This is a genomic window from Deltaproteobacteria bacterium, from assembly GCA_003696105.1.
Lineage (GTDB): Bacteria > Myxococcota_A > Polyangia > Haliangiales > J016 > J016.
In genome coordinates this window covers 1-17,372 of the sequence record RFGE01000167.1, presented here as the reverse complement: position 1 = coordinate 17,372, position 17,372 = coordinate 1, and the positions used below count along the sequence as shown (strand labels likewise).

Genomic DNA, 17,372 nt, shown 5'->3' with positions numbered 1-17,372 from the left:
GGCGTCAATCGGCTCGCGGCCAGCGGTCGACATCGAGGGCCAGCGCAAGCGCGCGCCACAGCTCGCGCGCGACGGCGGGGTGCTCGGCGATGCGGTCGATCTCGCGCGCGGGCGCGTCGCGCGCATGGTGTAGCTCCAACAACCGCTCCTCGACGCTCGCGACCAGCTTCCAGCCGTCGTCCCGGACGAGAATTGCCAGCGGTTCGTCCCTTTCGCGCCCACTGGCAAACCGCGCGCTGCGCGCGACGACGAAGCGATGCAGCGGCGCTGTCGGCGCGTCACGGAGCCGCCACCAGCTGCGTCCGAACCGCTCGGCCGCCCTCGCTTCCGCGTCGAGTCCGAACGCGCCGAGCAGGGTAGCCGGGAGGTCGCGATGCGTTACGAGCTGCCCATACCGTCCCGGTGCGATCCCGGGTGCGACGAATACGGCGGGTACCGCGAGGACGACGTGATAGCCGCTGCGCGTATGGCCGAAGTAGCCCTGCTCGCCAAACCCCTCTCCGTGGTCGGCGGTTACGATGATCGCGGCTCGTTCGAGGCGGCTGTCCGCGCGGAGGAAGTCGACGAGGCGCCCGATCGCGCGGTCGACGTGGCGGACCTCTGACTGATACGCCGGAGGCAGGTCAGTGCGCGCGCCGGGCGGATCGTCGGGGTGCATGCGATAGGGGGCGTGCGGATCGATGTAGTGCGCCCACACCATGTGCGGCTGGCGGCCGGCGGCACGGATGCGCTCGATCGCCGCGTCGGTGATCGCGAATGCGTCCGCATTGACGTACGTGACGTCGCCGAAGCCGAGCCCTGACGCATCGCCGCCGTCGGCACGGATCGCGCTGGTGTGGATGCCGGCGCGCTCGAGGATTGCAGCCGCAGCCGGGGCATCGTCGGCGGGGCGGTGAATGAGCGGAAGCGAAATGCGGGTGGCGCTGCCGGCTGCCACCGCGCGAGGAAACCACGCTCCGGTGGCGCCGAGCGCGACGAGGTTCGGCATCAACTCGGCTGTCGCGGCGTCCGCGCGCAGCGTGTCGACGGTCAGGAGGACGACAAGATCGATGTCGCCCGGCTTCGCGGCCGGCGCACCCGCCGCCCGAGCAAGGCCGAATGCCTCCGGGCCGGGATCGGCGGGTGGGTCCACGCCGTTGCAGTTCGCGTCGCCACCGCCCGGTGGGTCGACTGCGAGCGGATGCCGCGCGGGATCGCCGTCGTCGCAGTCCGCGCCCCATGCGATCGGCGAGTAGCCGTCGCGATCGCGGTCGACCAACGCGCGCAGCGCGCGCACCAGACGTGTCGCGTGGCGGCCGTGGCGCAGCGACGCGGAGCGCCAGCCGGGATCCAGGGCGTCGGCGACGGCGACCGTGCCGGCAGAAGCGACGACGATAGTGACGACCGCGGCGGCGAGGCGACCGCCGCGCATCCGAGCAAGTCGCGGGGGCCACGCGGACACGGCGGCGATGGCGGCGGCCGCCATGACTCCGTGCGCGATCGCGTGTAGTTCGAAGTACATGGTCGTGGCGAGCCACACGTCGAATGCGGCGGCCGCGATGGCGAGGAGGGCCGCGGTGGCGGCGGCCAACGCGCGCGGGCGCGCGGCCGCAAGCAACGCGGCGGTGCCGGCGACGGCGGCGATCGCGACGACGAGCAGGACGTAGGCGTCGCGCATGAGGCGGCGCGGTGGGTCGAGGATGTGCCACGCCGGCCACGCGGCGAGCGCTGCTCCCAACGCGAACCGGATGACCAGCGGCCATCGCAGGCGAGGCCACAGAGGGGTCAACGCCGCCGCGCCAGCGGCAAGCGCGAGTGCCACCGGGACCGCGGCAAGGGCCCCGAGGGCGCCGGCCGCGAGGCCCGCGACTACCGCCGCTCGCGGGGGCACGTCGGCACGAGCCACGAGCACTCCGTCGACGATCGACGCGGGCAGCGCGAGCACGGCGGCGGTCGCGACGTACCAAGCCGCTGCGCGCCGAGCTGCTCTGGCGAGCCGACCGCCATGTGCCATCGCGGGCGATCGTACGGCATGGGCGGGGCCGGTTTCGCTGCAATCGAGACAATTCCCGCCCCCATCCCGGGACGAGGGGCGGCGACGGTGCCCGGCGCGCGCGGTCCCCGGCCGGAAACTGGCGCTGAAATCTTGTCCAGCACTGGCCGGCTGTTTAGTATCGCGAGGTGCCCGCCGGTGTCGCGCCGCCCGTGGACGGTCTCAACGAGCAGCAGCGCGCCGCCGTGTGTCACGGCGACGGTCCGCTGCTCGTCATCGCCGGGGCGGGCACCGGCAAGACGACGACGCTCGCCCACCGGGTCGCGCACCTGATCGCGTCGGGCGCCGACCCGCGCCGCATCTTGCTGTTGACGTTCTCGCGCCGGGCGGCCGCGGAGATGACGCGGCGCGCGGCGGCCATCCTGGCGCGCGCGCGGCGCAGCGGGGCGCCGGGGGCGCGCGATCTGGTGTGGTCCGGCACGTTCCACGCCATCGCCAACCGACTGTTGCGCGCGCACGCGGACGCGGTCGGCTTGGATCCGGCGTTCACCGTGCTCGATCGCGGTGACGCCGCCGACCTGCTGGACATCGTCCGCAACCAGCTCGGCCTCGCGCGCACCGCGCGGCGGTTTCCCCGCAAGGCGACGTGCCTGGCGATCTACTCGCGAACGGTCAACACGCAACGGTCGCTCGCCGACAATCTCGAGCGCGCGTTCCCGTGGTGCAGCCAATGGGAGGAGGAATTGCGCGGGTTGTTCGCCGCGTACGTGGACGCCAAACAGGCGCGACACGTCCTCGACTACGACGACCTGTTGCTGTACTGGTACCACCTGATGCAGGAGCCGGCGCTCGCGGCGCGGGTTCGCGAGCGGTTCGATCATGTCCTCGTCGACGAGTACCAGGACACGAACGCGCTGCAGGCGGCGATCCTCGAGGCGCTGTGCCCGGACGGGCGGGGGCTCACGGTCGTCGGGGACGACGCGCAGGCGATCTACTCGTTTCGCGCGGCGACCGTCCGCAACATCCTCGAGTTTCCGGCGCGCTTCGATCCGCCGGCGCACGTGGTCACGCTCGAGCACAACTACCGATCCACGCAGCCGATTCTCGCCGCGTGCAACGCGGTGATCGCCCAGTCGGCGCACCGGTTCGCGAAGAACCTCCACTCGACGCGGCCGTCGGCGCAGAGGCCCGTGCTCGTCACCGCCGAAGACGAAAACGCCGAGGTCGATTTCGTGGTCGACCGCGTGCTCGCGCATCGCGAAGAGGGGATCGACCTGCGCCGCCAAGCCGTGTTGTTTCGCACGTCGCATCACAGCGACGCGCTCGAGGTGGAGCTGGGCCGGCGCGACATCCCGTTCGTCAAGTACGGCGGCCTCAAGTTTCTGGAGGCGGCGCACGTCAAGGATCTGCTTGCGGTGCTGCGCTGGGCCGAGAACCCGCGCGACGAGGTGGCCGCGTTCCGCGTGCTGCAACTGCTGCCGGGGATCGGCCCGGCGCTCGCGCAGCGGGCGCTCGGTCACGTCGCGGCGGCCGGTTTCGACCTGGCGGCGCTCGCCGGGTTCTCGCCGCCGCCGGCGGCCGCGGCCGACTGGCCGGCGCTGTGTCGACTACTCGCCGACCTCGCCGGCGGTCGCGCCGCGTGGCCGGGGCAGGTCGGCGCGGTGCGCGCCTGGTACGAGCCGCACCTCGAGCGCCTGTACGACCACGCCGTCGCGCGCGGCGGGGATCTCGAACAGCTCGAGCACATCGCCGGCAACTACCCGGGGCGCGAGCGATTCCTGGTCGACCTGACGCTGGACCCGCCCGAGGCGACCGGCGACGAGGCGGGTCCGCCGCATCTGGACGAGGACTTCCTCGTGCTGTCGACGATCCACTCGGCCAAGGGGCAGGAGTGGGACGTCGTCTACGTGATCCACGCCGCCGATGGCTGCATTCCCTCCGACATGGCGACGGGCGACCCGGAGCAGATCGAAGAGGAGCGGCGGCTTCTGTACGTCGCGATGACGCGGGCGCGGGATGCGCTGTACGTGATCCATCCGCATCGCTTCTTCGTGCGCCATCCGGCGCGAGGCACGGACCGGCACGTGTACACGCCCGTGTCGCGGTTTCTGGCCGAGCCGGTGAGGGCGCACTTCGAGTCGATCGCCTACGGTCCGCGGCGCGCGGCGGACGAGCACGGCAACACCGGCGTGCGCGTAGACGTCGCCGCGCGCCTTCGCGCGCAGTGGCGCTGACGCGAGCCGCCTACGGCGCCGGAGGAAACAAAAACCGGAGAAACCGCCACGACCGCGCGCGCCACGCCAACTCGTTGTGTGCGGCTCCGACGTCGTGGAAGTAGCACAGCGCGTCGTCGTCTGGAGGTCCGCAGTCCGGAGACGTGGCCAGGCGCCACCCGGCCGCGACGAGCTGGTCGCGCATCTGGACGTTGATCGCGTAGTTGTCGCCGCCGGACGTCGCGTCGCCGCCGTGGTCGAGATACAGGGCGACCGGCACCTTGCCGGCGGCCGCCAGGGCGTCGAATGCGGAGGCGCCGGTGTCCTCGCCGGGCCACAGCGCCCCGGACAGCGACGCCGCGCCCGCGTACACGTCCGGGTATGCGAACGCCAGGTGCAGGGCGATGTTGCCGCCGAGCGACGAGCCCGCGGTGTACACGCGGTTCGCGTCGATCCGCCAGTACTGCGCCGCCGTCGGCTGGACGACCTCGACCTGGAACTGCATGAACGTCGCGCGCAGGCCGCCCTCGGCCTCGGGCCAGCCGTACTCGTCGTTGCGCTGGCCGAGCCCGTTGTCGGCGCCGACGACGATCACGGGGGCGACGCGACCCGCGGCAATCTCGTCGTCGAGCGTGACGTTGACGTTCCATCCGCCGAACCCGAAGCAGCAGGTCGCGTCGTCGAACACGTTCTGGCCGTCGTGCATGAACAACGCCGGGTAGCGGCGGTCGGCGTTCGCCGGGTCGCCGTAGCCGGCCGGCAGATAGGCGGTGAGCGCGCGACAATTGCCCAGCGCGTCCGAACAGACCGGGGTCGGCGGCTGGACGAGGTGTCCCACGCCGGAGTCGTACGTGTTCAGGACGGAGTTTCGCCGGTCAGGGTTGCCGTCGAAGTCGTCGTACGCGAACGCCCAGTTCTCCGGGTCGAGGCGCCACGTGCCGTCGACGACCAGTTTGTACTCGTAGCGACCGGAGGGGATCGCGGCCTCGACGGCGAACAGGTCCGTGTCGCACACACGGGAGGTGGCCAGCGCCGTCGCGTCCCAGTCGTTGAACTCGCCGGCCACCGCGACCGCGCGCCCGAAGCTGGCGAACAGCGCCCGGCCGGCGTGCCATACCGGCAGCGCGCCGCGACGCGCTTCGAGCGAGGCGCGCAGCGCCGCGACGCGCCCGGCGCCGCAGGCGTGCGTCACGTCGTCCCACTGGGCGAACAGGCAGTCGAGCCCCGCGGGACCTGCGGGACAGGCATCCGCGCCCGCATCCGCGCCGGTCGCATCGGCCGGCGCCGCGTCGGCGTGCGGCGCGCCCGCGTCGGGCGCCGCAGCGGCGGCATCGGCGGGGCCAGCGTCGCCGGCGTCGCCACATCCGAGCGCCGTCGCCGCGCAGCCGGCGGCCGCGGCGGCGATCGCGGCCGTCACAATGCGTTGCGGAAAGCAACGCACGCGACCCGTAACCGTGCGGATTCGAGGCATGCGCAGCACCATACGCAAGCGGCGCGCCAGCATCGCGCGGCCGCGCGCTCCGGGCGTCACGCGTGGGCGATCCGCGCCGTACAGCCGGCCGGACCGCGGCGGGGACGCCGCCGCAGAGGCCCGTGATGTTCCGAGGCGCGCGGAGCGCCGCGACGTCGGCCCGCGGTGCGCTGTCCGCTGTCGCCAGTGGCCGCGTCCGCGCGCGGGCATCCAGCCGAACGCGGTCGGCCGGCGCCGCCGATCGCCCGCGACCCGGCCGCCGGCGTGCCGTCGCGATCCGGGCTAGGATCGTGGCGACGTGCAGTTTTTGTGCGCGGCGATGGCGACGGCAGCGCTCGCTGGGGTACACGGGAGCGACGTGCTGCGCGACCGGCTCGACAACGGCCTCACCCTGTTGATGGCTCCGAACTGCGCGGCACCCGTGGTGGCGCTGCAGGCGTGGGTCGGTGTCGGGTCGGCCGACGAGGTCGAAGGCGAGTACGGCATCGCGCACGTATTCGAACACATGCTGTTCAAGGGGACCGCGCGCCGCGGTGTCGGCGAGATTGCGCAGGACGTCGAGGGCGCGGGCGGTGAGATCAATGCGTGGACGACGTTCGATCAGACCGTCTACCACGTCGTGGTTGCGAGCCGCGACTTCGACGTTGGACTCGACGTGATGTCCGACGCGTTGCAGCACTCGTCCTTCGACCCCGCCGAACTCGAGCTCGAGCGTGAGGTGATCCTCGAGGAAATCAAACAGGGCGCCGACGATCCGGGACGTAGTGTCGCGCAGGCGCTGTTTTCGACCGCCTATGTACGTCACCCCTACGGCCGGCCCGTCATCGGTACGGACGCATCCGTACGCGCTCTGAGCCGGGAGCGGTTGCTCGAGTTCTTCCGCACCTGGTACGTCGCCAACAACGTCACGCTCGTCGTCGCCGGCGACTTCGACCCCGGCGGCGTGCGCGCCGCTGTCCGCCGCGCGTTCGGCGACCTGCCCGGGAGAGCGCTGCCGCGGCGGCGCGTGCGCGAGCCGGCGCAGACGCGGCCGCGCGCCGCGGTCGTCACGCAGGACGTGCGCGAGGCGCAGATCGCCGTCGGTTTTCACATCCCGGCGCTGCGCAGTGAGGATACGGCAGCGCTCGACGTGCTCGCGGTCGTGCTCGGCCAGGGAGAATCGTCGCGGTTGACCGCCCGCGTGCGGCGTGCGCGAGAACTGGCGACGAGCGCGTACGCCTACGCCCACTCGCTGCGCGATCCTGGGTTGTTCGTCGTCGGGATGACGGTGCCGCCGACGACGATCGGCGCCGCACTCGACGAGGCGCTGGTGCAGGTCTTTCGCCTCGCGATCGAGCCGATCGGCGACGCCGAGATCGACAAGGCGCGACGTGTGATCGAAGCCGACGCAATCTATCAGGAGGAGACCGCGCAGGGAGCTGCGCGCAAACTTGGCTTCTACGAACGGGTCGCGGGCCGCGCCGAGTTCGAGCGCGAGTATCTCGACCGCGTCGCGCGGACGACCGCGTCCGACGTGCGCGCGGCGGCGGCGCGCTACCTGCGCCCCGACAACGCCACGGTTGCGGCGCTGCTGCCCTCCGGCGGCCGGCTCGCGACCGCCCGCGGCCGCGACGCGCGCCGGGCGCGCCTCATCGCGGCCGTCGGCAAAGCCGCCGCGCGCGCAGCGAAGTCGTACGCACCGCCCGCGCCGATCGCGTTTGCCTCCGGAGTCGTCCGTGACGTGTTGCCCAACGGTCTGCGCGTCATCGTTCGCCGCGATGCGACCGTGCCGATCGTCGCGATGCGCGCGGTGTGGCTCGGGGGCGTACGCGCGGAGACAGCCCGCAACAACGGCATCAACTACCTGCTCGCGGCGCTGATCACGCGCGGGTGCGGCGAGTTGTCGGCCGAACAGCTCGCCGCCCGCGTGGACGACATGGCGGGAGTTCTGTCGGGGTTTTCGGGACGCAACACGTTCGGGTTGCGGGCCGAGTGGCTCGCGGCCGACTGGGAGGCGGGCCTCGGCCTGTTGGCCGATTGTATTCGCGCACCCGCGCTGCCGCACGCGGAGTTCTTGCGCGAGCGCCGCCGACTGCTCGACGAGATCGCCGCCCGCAGCGACAGCCCGAGCTACGTCGCGTTTCGCCTGCTGCAGGCCGAGCTGTTCCGGGGGCATCCGTATCGCTTCGATGTGCTCGGCGACGAGGCATCCGTCGCCAAGCTGTCGCGCAAGCAACTCGTCGATTATTACCGGAACCGCTATCCGGTCGGCGACATGGTGCTGGTCGTCGTCGGCGACGTCGACCCCGAGCGTGTTCTTCGGCGCGTCCGCGAGCTGTTCGGCGATGCACCGAGGCGTCGCCTGCGCGGTCCGGCCCGCGCGGCAGCGGGAGCGGCGCCTTCGTCCGGTGGGCCGCGCGAGGTCTACGGGTACCTCGACCGCCAGCAGGCGCACATGGTCGTCGGCTTTCCGGGGACGACCGTGGACGATCCGGATCGCTATGCGTTGGATGTGTTGACCACGATTCTCAGCGGGCAGGGGGGGCGGCTGTTCGTCGAGCTGCGCGATCGGCGCGGGCTGGCCTACCGCGTCGGCGCCACGTCGTTCGAGGGCGTCGATCCCGGGTACGTCGCGATCTACATCGCATGTAGCCCACAAAAGATCGAGCAAGCGTACGAGGCGATTCGATCCGAGCTGCGCCGCATTGTCCACGACAAAGTCAGCGACGACGAGTTGCGGCGGGCGCAGCGCTATCTCGTCGGCGCTCACGAGATCGCGTTGCAGCGCCGGTCGGCTATCGCGTCGGCGATGGCCTTCCACGAAGTCTACGGGCTCGGCGTCGACGAGTACGCGCGGTACGCCGCGGCGATCGACGCCGTGACGCCGGAGGACGTTCAACGGGTGGCGGCGACGTATCTGGACTGGGATGCGGCTGTCGTCGCCACGGTGAGGCCGCCGGCGTTCACGCCCGAGGCGGCGCGCAGGGCGCGCGGCGTCGTGTCCAAGCGCCGACCGGCGCGCGGTCCGCGCCGCGGCCGGAGAGGACGATGACGCCGCGCACGCGCCGCTCGCGCCCCTTGGGTCGGGGCGACCTGGCGACCAGCTTCGCGTTCATTTTTCCGTTGTTCGTCGGGTACGAGCTCGGCGTCGTGTTTACGCCGGCGCTCAACGGCGTCGACTTCGTGACCGGGTGGATTTTGCACGCGGTCGACGGCGACCGCGGCCGGTACGTGGTCGTCAACCTGTCGTTGGCGGTCGTGTACGTGGCTGCGCTGTGGTGGCTGCGGCGCCGGCGCGCCGTCGATTTGCGTGCATTCATGCCGATGTTGCTGTTGTCAGCGATCTATGCGCTCACGCTCGGCAGCTTCATCGTGTTCGTGATGACGCGGTTGCTCGGGTTCGACGGATTGCTCGCGACTGGCGATCTCGGTCTCGGCTCCCGCCTCATCGTCGCGATGGGAGCGGGCGTACACGAGGAACTCGTGTTCCGCCTCGGCCTGCTGGCGGGCGGCGCCTACCTGCTGCGGGCGATGGGCGTGCGGCACCGGGTCGCCGCGGCGATCGCATTCGTCGCATCGTCGCTGCTGTTTTCCGCCGCCCACCACGTCGGCCCCCTCGGCGACCCGTTTACGCTGCCCGTGTTCGTCTACCGGGCGCTGGCCGGCGCCGCGTTCGGCGCGATCTTCTACTTCCACTCGCTGTCACACGCGGTCTACACGCACTTTTTGTACGACGTGTACGTGTTGCTGTTCCGCGGGTAGCGGCCGTCGACGAATGGGAATGCGGCGCGCTGGCCGCGAACGTCGCGGTCGACGCGTCGAACGTGCGGGCGGCCGCGGCGAGGCGCCAGGGGCGAAAGGAGGCGCGCGGCCGCGGTCGCACATTCTCGCGGCGGACTCCGGGGGCCGAGCGCGCGGAGATGAGGGGCCGAGCGCGGAGGGCATCGTGGCCGCTGCGGAACCGCCGGCGCCGCGGTCCCGCGTCCTCCGCGGCGCCGCGCGGCATGTCACTTCATGCGGGCGCGCGTGACGAGCTTCAGGTCCGCTTCGGTCCCGCCGTCGACGATGAACACATGCTGGCCCTTGCGCTGAACCAGCACCTTGCCGCCGTCGGGGCGGGTCACGGTGGTCACGATGCGGGCGTCGGCTTTCTCCGCCCCGGGAAACCGCTTGTCGAGCGATGCGATATACGCCTCGGCGAACTCCTTCGCGTCGGCGTTCGTGTCCCACGTGGTCGCGATCAGACCGACGAGCGCGCCGTCTCGCTCGTAGACTGCCACCCGGTCGCCGTCCCAGCCGGCGGCGGCGCCGACCGGATCGGCGGCCTGCCACTGCATGAAGTATACGCGCCAGCCCAACTCCCCGATCGTCTCCTCGTGAATCGGCGCGGCGCCGCGCGGGGCCGCCAGCGCGATGTGCACGGGCTCATCGCGCGTTCGCACGAGCTTGTCGGCGGGGTGCAGCACCTGCTCGGTCGATGCGGGCGGGTTCTTGTATAGCGCGTCGACGGCGTCCCAGCCGCCGGCGACGTAGGCCTCGTACACCGGCAACACTCCTTTGGTATACGACGCCAACAGCGGCACGAGCACATACAGCGGGATGCTGTCGAGCGCGTCGATGGACCGTTTGAAGTCGTCGCCGAGTTCGCCGAGCGCGCTTGCCTGTTGTTTCGTCATCGCGCGCAGCTGATCGATCGTCATGTTGGCGAACTGGTCGATCTGCGGCCGGAGCTGGCCGACGAGCTTGGGCTCAAGCATGTTCACCTTCGCCATCGCGTACGCCATGTAGGCCACCATCACGAAGGTGGCCTCACCCTCGACGAGAAACCGGCGCGCGTTCAGCTCGTCTTCGGAGTATTTGGGCGGGCCGTCGCCGTCGTGGCCGTAGTAGAACCGTTCGAGGTCGAAGTATTGGTCCTGCAGTGCGTGCGTGAGTTCGTGCGAGCTGATGGTGTCGAGCATCATGTCGTTGCCGGGGACCATGACCACGAAGAACTTCTTCTGTTTCGGGTCGTAGTAGGCGCCGGCCTGACTGACCATCGCGTCTTCCGCCACCTTGGCCAGGTCGAGCGGCTTGTCGATGAGTCCGAGGTGGGCGAGCGCGCGGCCGAGGTTGCGATTCTTTTCGGGCGGAAGTTCGCGCGCGATTTCCTGGCGGACGAACGCGCGGAAGGCATCCTGGTCCTGATATTCAGCCGGCACCGGGCTGCGAAACGGGCGCCCGCGCAGCTTGGCGACGCCTTCTTCGATCTGGGGGACGCGCGCGAGTGCGCGGTCGACGAGGCGCTTGCGGTCGGCTTCCGTGTCGGCGGCCGGGGCTGCGTCGGCCGGCTCGGCGCTCGCGGTCGATTCGGCCGTGGTCGCGGGCGCCGGCGGCGGCGCTTCTTCCTTCTTCTGGCTCTCGCTCTGGGTGCCGCAGCCGGCGGCCAGGGTAGCGGCGACCACGGCGAGCCACGCACGCCGTGAAGCGGGTCGGGACGTGTGTGCAAAGGTGCGAGACATGGCGGCTCGCCGCATCGTAGCTGATTCCCGAGGTGGGGAGGGCGGTCCCGGCTCCGGGTGTTCGGTCGAACCGGAGTTTCATCCGAGTTTCGGTGCGTTATTCACAGGCCGACGCGGTCGCTCGGGACCGCGGTCCCCGTTGGTGCTGTCGCATTTCGGGGGGTTGCGGTTGGCACGGCGGTTGTACCGCCATGCGGGCACAGGGGACGCACCATGAAACAGCTCATCCACATGTCGATTGTGGCTGCAGCGTTCGCCGCCGTGGCGGCGCTGTCGCCGAGTTCTGCATCCGCCGAGTCCGTGCGCACTACGCGCGCGACCCGGCTCATGTCGCGACCGGGCGAGAAGTCGCGCGTCGTCAAGCGGGTGCCGCCGGGACGGACCATGAAGGTCCTCGACCGCCGGGGCCGCTGGATCAAGGTCCGCGTCGGCAGCCAGGCGGGGTGGGTGACGCGCACGTCGGTGCGCGAGCTTGCGGAGCGCAAGGCGCGGTCGACGACCAAGCGGCGGCGCCGCCGGTCGTTCGTCAACGGGCGCGACTCGCGGCGCAGGGGGTGGTCCGACGGCGCGCCCGAAGATCGAATCGGCGCCGACGCGGTCGAAGACGACGATTGGGACGAAGAAGACGAGCCGCGCGCGAGCCGGCGCAGCCGCGCCCGCCGTGCCGACGACGTTGACGAATTCGATGAGGAGGACGACGAGTTCGACGACGATGGCGACGGCGACGAGCCCGCGACGGTCGTCGTGACGGCCGAGGAGGCCGAGGTGCTCGCCAGGCCCAGCCGGCGCGCCGACATGCAGTTCGTCGCCGCGGAGGGCGATCGGCTGTACGTCCTCGGCCGTAGCGACAGCGGCAACTGGATCGAGGTCGAAAACGAAGACGGCGAGTCGGGCTGGGTGCGAGCGTCGGAGGTCGACGACCAGTCGTCGTACGAGTACGCGCGCATGGGCTACCGAGCAAATGGCGGACTCGGGTACACCGCACTGGGTATGTCGTTCGCGTCGAACGGCCAGGGACCGCTCGCGAACTACAAGGTGACCTCGGCGGCCGCGTCGCTCGTGGTCAACGGCGAGCTGCTGTACGCCGGCGGTAGCGACACGCGGTTGATCGGCGCGGACGTGCAATATCGCGGCACGCGCGCCGCACCCGGCATCCGCTACGACGACGGCATGGGCAACGTGTCCGACATCGCGTTCACGATGCACGAGATTGACGCTGGCGCCAGCTACGGCTACCGCTTCCGCCGCAAGGACGGCCTCGCCCTGTTCGGCCGCGCCGGGTATCACTACAGCCAGTTCAAGATTCACAACGTCGAGGACACGGAAAACGTCAACATCGCGCGGCTTCCGAGCGAGTTGCTCAAGGGCTTCACCGTCGGCGGCAAGTTGATCGCGCCGCGCCTCACGAAGGAGATCGGTGTGAGCGTCGAGGCGGCGTATCTCCTCGGAGGGTCGCGCACGCAGACGACGGGGCTCGAAGACGGCGCCACGTCGCGCGTGAGTGCTCTGTGGGGGATTGCGGCGCTCACCTACCAATGGAAGCCGGATCTGCAGCTCGTCGGCACGTACCGCTACTACCAGTCGACCACGGACTGGGCGGGGCAAGCCGACGGCTCGATGCGGACGCACAACGCCACGCAGGCATCGCGCAAGGACGTCGTTCACACCGTGTCGGTCGGGCTCGGCAAGACGTTCTGACGCGAGACGACGCATTCCTCCTCAGTCGCCGCGACCGCGGTGCGTGCGATCGATGGTTGTGAGGGGGCCGGGAGCCGGTGCGTCCCTGTTCAGGCTCCTGGCCCCCTCGTTTTCGCGACGGTGCGGCGCCGCCGGCCCTGTGTGCGCGACCGGCGGTTCGCGCGCACCACCGACGAAGCGGCCCGTCGCGCGATCGACGGGAGGACCGCGGACGGGGCGCTACACGGTGGGGGGCGGGTCGAGCAGCAGCTCGCACGAGCGATCGCGCAGGATCTTCACCACGAGATCGTTGATCGTGTCGCCCGATGCGATCGCTTCGTTGTACGCCGACAGCATCTCCCGCCACTCGTTGTACTTCGGCTCGAATTCGTCGTAGCGCATCTTCTTGACCAGTCGGCCATTGTGCTTGATGAACTGGCCGAATTCCCCGGGGCCGGCGATGCCCTCGAAGCGTTCCAAGTAGGCCCGGTACTCCTCGACGAGGTCGATGTCTCCCGCCACCGACATGGCGGATCTACGTTACACGGGCGGGGGCAGCTTGTCGATGTCCACCTGGCTCAGCGCGAAGCGGATGAGCTGGCTCTTGTTGGCTTTCGTGTGGCCGCGCCGCTTGAGCTCGGCCACTTTGCGCTCGAGTTCCTCGATGTCCTTGGTGTACAGCGAAATGCACACGACCTTGTAGTGGGTCGGCTTTGGCTTCTTGGCCCGTCGGGCTCGCCGCGGCCGGCGCGGTTCGGCCGCGGTTTCGGCGCGTCCGTAGTACTCCTCGCGCAGGATCTCGTCCGTCTCGCGCAGCGGGTCGTTCTTGAGGATCTTGTCGTCTTTCATCGTGCCCCCGATCAGGCGGCGACGCCGTGCGTCGCGATCTGCGGTGTGCGCACGAGCCAGTCCACGACGCGCGCGTAGTCTTTCGCGCCATGCGAGCCGGGCGCGTACTCAAAGATGGTCTTGCGGTGACTCGGCGCCTCGGCCAGCCGCGTGTTGGTGCGGATCGGCGCGAGGCACTTGTGGCCGAAGTGCTCCTGTAGCGTAGCCAGCACTTCGCGCGCGAGGCGCGTGCGGCCGTCGTAGAACGTGGGCAGCACTGCGGACACGCGGACCGCGTGGTGAAGGTGCCGCTCGATGTCCTTGATGGTGCGCAATACCTGCTTGACCCCCACCAGTGCGAGGTAGTCGCACGTGACAGGAATGACCACCTCGTCGGCGTAACTCAGCGCGTTCTGGTTGAGCAGGTTCAGCGACGGCCCGCAGTCGAGCACGATGTAATCGTAGGTGCGCGACACCTTCATCGAGTTGAGGCGATGCGTCATGATGCGCGAGCGCGTCGCGGGATTCTGCCGCGCGAGCCAGATCTCGGCCGCCGCGAGGCTCGCGTTGCTCGTGATGACGTCCAGCCCGGCGCGCACCGGCACCGCGACGTCGGTGGGGTCGTCGCCGTCGACGAGTACGTGATACAGGCTGCGTTCCCCGGCGATGCCCAAGCTCACGCCGACGTTGCCCTGCGCGTCGGTGTCCACCAGCAGTACCTGGTGGCCGCGCTCGGCCGCGCCGGCGGCGAGGTTGACCGCGGTGGTCGTCTTGCCGGTGCCGCCTTTCTGGTTCAGAATCGCGACCCTACGCGCCCGTTTGGCGCGAAACCCCTCGGCGCCGAGCGCGCGCTGCCGGCATTCGAGGCTGCAAAAGTACAGGCGCTGGCCGTCGCGAACGGCGAGCTGATAGACGTACGACGGCCGAAACGACGCGCCACAGGCGCTGCAGCTCTTGTTCATGTACCTATAGAACGTTGCGACGTCCGGTCGGGCAAATTTTTGGCATAGTGATCGCGGGACGGCGTCGATGCGAGCGAGGCGGGGGTATACGGCACGGGGGGATGAGCGAAGCGCGGCACGTGATATCGCGCGCCAGATCGCGCAGCCGGACGCGGCGTTCGTGCTCGCATTTGCGTCGTGCCATTACGATCCGCACGCGATCGCCCGCGAACTTCAGCGTGCGCTCGATCCCGTGCCGGTCTACGGCTGTACGAGTATCGCCGAGATCGGCCCGTTCGGATTCGCTACGCGCCGATGTGTCGCGGTCTCGGTGGCGTCGCGCCGGCTACGCGTCGGCGTCGGTTGCGCGAGCGGCATCTCCGCCGCCGCGTTGCGGGCGGGCCATCGCGCGATCTGCCGCGCGGCGCAGGACCTCGGCCGCCAGCCCGATGAGCTCACGCCGTCGCGGCATGTCGTGCTGTGCTTGGTCGACTGGCGGTGCAAGAGCGAAGAGTTGTTCGCTGCCGGTGCGGGGGCGACGGTACCGTGGCTCACGCTGGTCGGCGGATCGGCGAGTGACGATGCGGACCTTGCGCCGCCCGGCGAAGGCGGCCACGCCGCGCGAATCTTGTACCGCGGCGAAGCGATCACCGACGCGGCGCTCATTCTGCTGATCGAGTCGGACGGGCCGATGGTGCCCATCGTGAGCGAGCACATGATTCCGGGCGAGGGGAGGGTCGTCGTCACGGGCGCCGATCCGGCGGAGCGGCTGGTCACGGGACTCGACGGCAAACCCGCGGTCGCGCGGTATCGCGAAATCACGGGGCTCGGCGATCAGCTCGACAACGAGCTGGCGGGCAAGCACCCGTTCGGCTACTTCGTCGGCGGCCGCGCATATGTGCGGTCCGTTATGGGCATCGAAGGCGACTGTCTGCGGTTTGCGTGCGGCATCGATCGCGGTACGGTGCTCGTCCCCATGCGTCCGGGAGACATTCTTACGGCGACCGACCGGGCGCTCGCGGACGCCGCCGACCGGCTGGGCGCACCGATGGAGCTATTGATCGCGTTCAACTGCTACGGGCGCTATCTCGAGTGTATGCGAGACGGCACGCTGGACGCGCTCGGCGCGATTCTGGCACGCTACCCGGTGGTGGGGTTCAACACGTTCGGCGAGCAGGTCAACACGCTTCACGTCAATCATACGCTCACGGGGATCGCATTCGGGAGGAGCGATGGCTGAACGCGGCGCGCGACCACCGCGGGCAGAGCCGGCCGGCGACGCACCGGTGTCGGCGGACGTCGATCGGCTTCGCCGCCGCGTCGAAGAACTCGAGGCGGAGCTTGCCGCCGCGCGCGCTACGATCGATGCGCTGATCGACAAGGCGGAGCGCGGTACGGCCGACGCGCCGGTTGCCGTGTTCGAGGCGGCGGCGCGGCTCGAGGAGATCGTGGCGCGCCGCACGCGGGAGGTCGAGGAAAAGAGTGCCGCGCTCGAACGCGCCAACGCCGAACTGCGCGCGCTCACCGCCAACCTCGACAAGATCGTCCGCCAGCGCACGCGCGCGCTGGCCGAATCGGAGGCGCAACTGCGGCGCAAGAACGAAGAACTCAAACGCCTGAACATGATGAAGGCGGAGTTCATTTCGATCGCGGCGCACGAGCTGCGGACGCCGATGACGAGCATCGTCGGCTATCTCGACCTCATGGTCGAGGGCAAGTTCGACAAGCTGCCCCCCGGACTCGAGAAACCCGTGGCGTCGCTGCGGCGCAATGCGAATCGACTCAAGCGACTGGTCGACGAGATGCTCGACGTCAGTCGGATCGAAGCGGGCCGGATCAGTTTGTATCGAACGAACTGTTCGCTTGGGGACATCGTCGAGGATGTCGTGCAGGAACTGGCGCCGCTGGCTACCGCGAAGGATCAGCACGTGCACGTGGACACGTCGCAAGCCCCCCGGATCGACGGCGACGCGGACAAGATTCACCAGGTCGTGTCCAACTTGATGGCGAACGCAATCCGGTACACGCCCGAGGGCGGCGAGATTTCACTCATCGCGGACCGGGCGCCGGAGGATCAGTACGCGGGCGCATGGGCGAGGTTGCGCGTGCGCGACAACGGGGTCGGTATTCCGTCGGCTTACCGGCAGCGGATCTTCGAGCCGTTTTCTGACGTCAACCCGGCCAAGCACCACACGTCGTCGGGGCCCGACTCGGCAGGATTGGGGCTGTACATCGCGCGCGGCCTGGTGGATCTGCACGGTGGACTGATCACGGTCGACTCCGAAGAGGGCAAATTCACCGAGTTCACCGTGCTGTTGCCGCTCGCTCCACAGTGATCGGCGTCCTTTGCGGCGTGCGGCGCTCCGTACCGCGCGGGTGGCGAACGCGATGCGGCGATCGCAGGTGCCGGGTCGGCCCCGCGCTATCGGCGGGCACCGTCCCGTACCGGACGGCCCGCTTTCGGGTTACGCAGCCTCGGTGCGTCGTGCCGCCGGAGCGGCCGGTGCGGTCTTCTTGCCGCCGGTGCGGCGCGCCGCGGTCGATGGAACCGTTTTCTTGCCGCCGGTGCGGCGCGCCGCGGTCGAACCCGCGGGCTTCGCGCCAGCCGCAGCCAGTTTGCGCTTGCGCTCCTGTTCGCGCTGCCGGCGGGCCTGCTCGCGTTCGCGCTCGCGCTGCTTCTTGAGGCGCTCGCGCTCCTTCTGCTTGGCGAGGCGCTCGCGCTCCTTCTGCTTGGCGAGGCGCTCGCGCTCCTTCTGCTTGGCGAGGCGCTCGCGTTCCTTCTGCTTGGCG

The 17,372-nt window shown here is 70.1% G+C and carries 13 protein-coding genes; 6 read left to right on the top strand and 7 right to left on the bottom strand.

Features of this window, described 5'->3' with window-relative positions; all coding sequences use genetic code 11:
* Window positions 1-4: 4 nt before the first annotated feature.
* Window positions 5-1,993: a hypothetical protein gene (locus D6689_11310; GenBank protein RMH41384.1), complete on the bottom strand. Its 1,989-nt coding sequence runs from the start codon at window positions 1,991-1,993 to the stop codon at window positions 5-7.
* A gap of 167 nt (window positions 1,994-2,160) precedes the next feature.
* On the opposite strand from D6689_11310, the gene D6689_11305 reads away from it, so the two are divergent.
* Entirely contained in the window at window positions 2,161-4,206 is a 2,046-nt protein-coding gene (locus D6689_11305) for an ATP-dependent helicase (protein ID RMH41383.1), read from the top strand.
* 10 nt (window positions 4,207-4,216) lie between these two features.
* Here D6689_11305 and D6689_11300 read toward each other — a convergent pair whose 3' ends face one another.
* Window positions 4,217-5,866, bottom strand: coding sequence for a hypothetical protein (locus tag D6689_11300; GenBank protein RMH41382.1), 1,650 nt, complete (start codon window positions 5,864-5,866; stop codon window positions 4,217-4,219).
* An 88-nt stretch (window positions 5,867-5,954) separates the two neighbouring features.
* Between D6689_11300 and D6689_11295 the strand changes: the two genes are divergently transcribed.
* Window positions 5,955-8,687 (top strand): insulinase family protein, encoded by a 2,733-nt coding sequence (locus tag D6689_11295; GenBank protein RMH41381.1) that lies wholly within the window; start codon window positions 5,955-5,957, stop codon window positions 8,685-8,687.
* Entirely contained in the window at window positions 8,684-9,397 is a 714-nt protein-coding gene (locus tag D6689_11290; protein ID RMH41380.1) for a CPBP family intramembrane metalloprotease, read from the top strand. The genes D6689_11295 and D6689_11290 overlap by 4 nt, the downstream gene beginning before the upstream one ends.
* Window positions 9,398-9,642: 245 nt before the next feature.
* Here D6689_11290 and D6689_11285 read toward each other — a convergent pair whose 3' ends face one another.
* Window positions 9,643-11,079 carry a hypothetical protein gene (locus D6689_11285; protein RMH41379.1) on the bottom strand — a complete coding sequence of 479 codons (1,437 nt, stop codon included), beginning with the start codon at window positions 11,077-11,079 and terminating at the stop codon, window positions 9,643-9,645.
* Window positions 11,080-11,349: 270 nt separating this feature from the next.
* Here D6689_11285 and D6689_11280 point away from each other — a divergent pair, with 270 nt between their 5' ends.
* Window positions 11,350-12,834 carry a hypothetical protein gene (locus D6689_11280; protein ID RMH41378.1) on the top strand — a complete coding sequence of 495 codons (1,485 nt, stop codon included), beginning with the start codon at window positions 11,350-11,352 and terminating at the stop codon, window positions 12,832-12,834.
* Window positions 12,835-13,053: 219 nt separating this feature from the next.
* Here D6689_11280 and D6689_11275 read toward each other — a convergent pair whose 3' ends face one another.
* From D6689_11275 to D6689_11265, 3 genes are read right to left on the bottom strand one after another with little or no spacing between them, the layout of a single operon-like run.
* On the bottom strand, window positions 13,054-13,341 hold the full coding sequence (locus D6689_11275; protein RMH41377.1) for a hypothetical protein: 288 nt from the start codon (window positions 13,339-13,341) through the stop codon (window positions 13,054-13,056).
* Window positions 13,342-13,353: 12 nt separating this feature from the next.
* Window positions 13,354-13,662, bottom strand: coding sequence for a hypothetical protein (locus D6689_11270; GenBank protein ID RMH41376.1), 309 nt, complete (start codon window positions 13,660-13,662; stop codon window positions 13,354-13,356).
* Between the two features lie 11 nt (window positions 13,663-13,673).
* Complete coding sequence (locus tag D6689_11265; GenBank protein ID RMH41375.1) at window positions 13,674-14,603, bottom strand: ParA family protein; 930 nt, start codon at window positions 14,601-14,603, stop codon at window positions 13,674-13,676.
* Window positions 14,604-14,670: 67 nt separating this feature from the next.
* On the opposite strand from D6689_11265, the gene D6689_11260 reads away from it, so the two are divergent.
* Together D6689_11260 and D6689_11255 are read left to right on the top strand one after the other, a co-directional pair.
* Entirely contained in the window at window positions 14,671-15,822 is a 1,152-nt protein-coding gene (locus tag D6689_11260) for a hypothetical protein (protein RMH41374.1), read from the top strand.
* Window positions 15,815-16,918, top strand: coding sequence for a sensor histidine kinase (locus D6689_11255; GenBank protein ID RMH41373.1), 1,104 nt, complete (start codon window positions 15,815-15,817; stop codon window positions 16,916-16,918). The genes D6689_11260 and D6689_11255 overlap by 8 nt, the downstream gene beginning before the upstream one ends.
* Window positions 16,919-17,047: 129 nt before the next feature.
* Here the strand turns inward: D6689_11255 and D6689_11250 are convergent.
* Window positions 17,048-17,372, bottom strand: a 325-nt coding sequence (locus D6689_11250) for a hypothetical protein (protein ID RMH41372.1), incomplete at its 5' end; no start/stop codon positions are given.

Bases quoted from the DNA above. Each gene is read 5' to 3' on its own strand.
- D6689_11310 (RMH41384.1), bottom strand. From the start codon at position 1,993: ATGGCACATGGCGGTCGGCTCGCCAGAGCAGCTCGGCGCGCAGCGGCT.
- D6689_11300 (RMH41382.1), bottom strand. From the start codon at position 5,866: ATGCCCGCGCGCGGACGCGGCCACTGGCGACAGCGGACAGCGCACCGC.
- D6689_11290 (RMH41380.1), top strand. From the start codon at position 8,684: ATGACGCCGCGCACGCGCCGCTCGCGCCCCTTGGGTCGGGGCGACCTG.
- D6689_11280 (RMH41378.1), top strand. From the start codon at position 11,350: ATGAAACAGCTCATCCACATGTCGATTGTGGCTGCAGCGTTCGCCGCC.
- D6689_11275 (RMH41377.1), bottom strand. From the start codon at position 13,341: ATGTCGGTGGCGGGAGACATCGACCTCGTCGAGGAGTACCGGGCCTAC.
- D6689_11270 (RMH41376.1), bottom strand. From the start codon at position 13,662: ATGAAAGACGACAAGATCCTCAAGAACGACCCGCTGCGCGAGACGGAC.
- D6689_11265 (RMH41375.1), bottom strand. From the start codon at position 14,603: ATGAACAAGAGCTGCAGCGCCTGTGGCGCGTCGTTTCGGCCGTCGTAC.
- D6689_11260 (RMH41374.1), top strand. From the start codon at position 14,671: ATGCGAGCGAGGCGGGGGTATACGGCACGGGGGGATGAGCGAAGCGCG.
- D6689_11255 (RMH41373.1), top strand. From the start codon at position 15,815: ATGGCTGAACGCGGCGCGCGACCACCGCGGGCAGAGCCGGCCGGCGAC.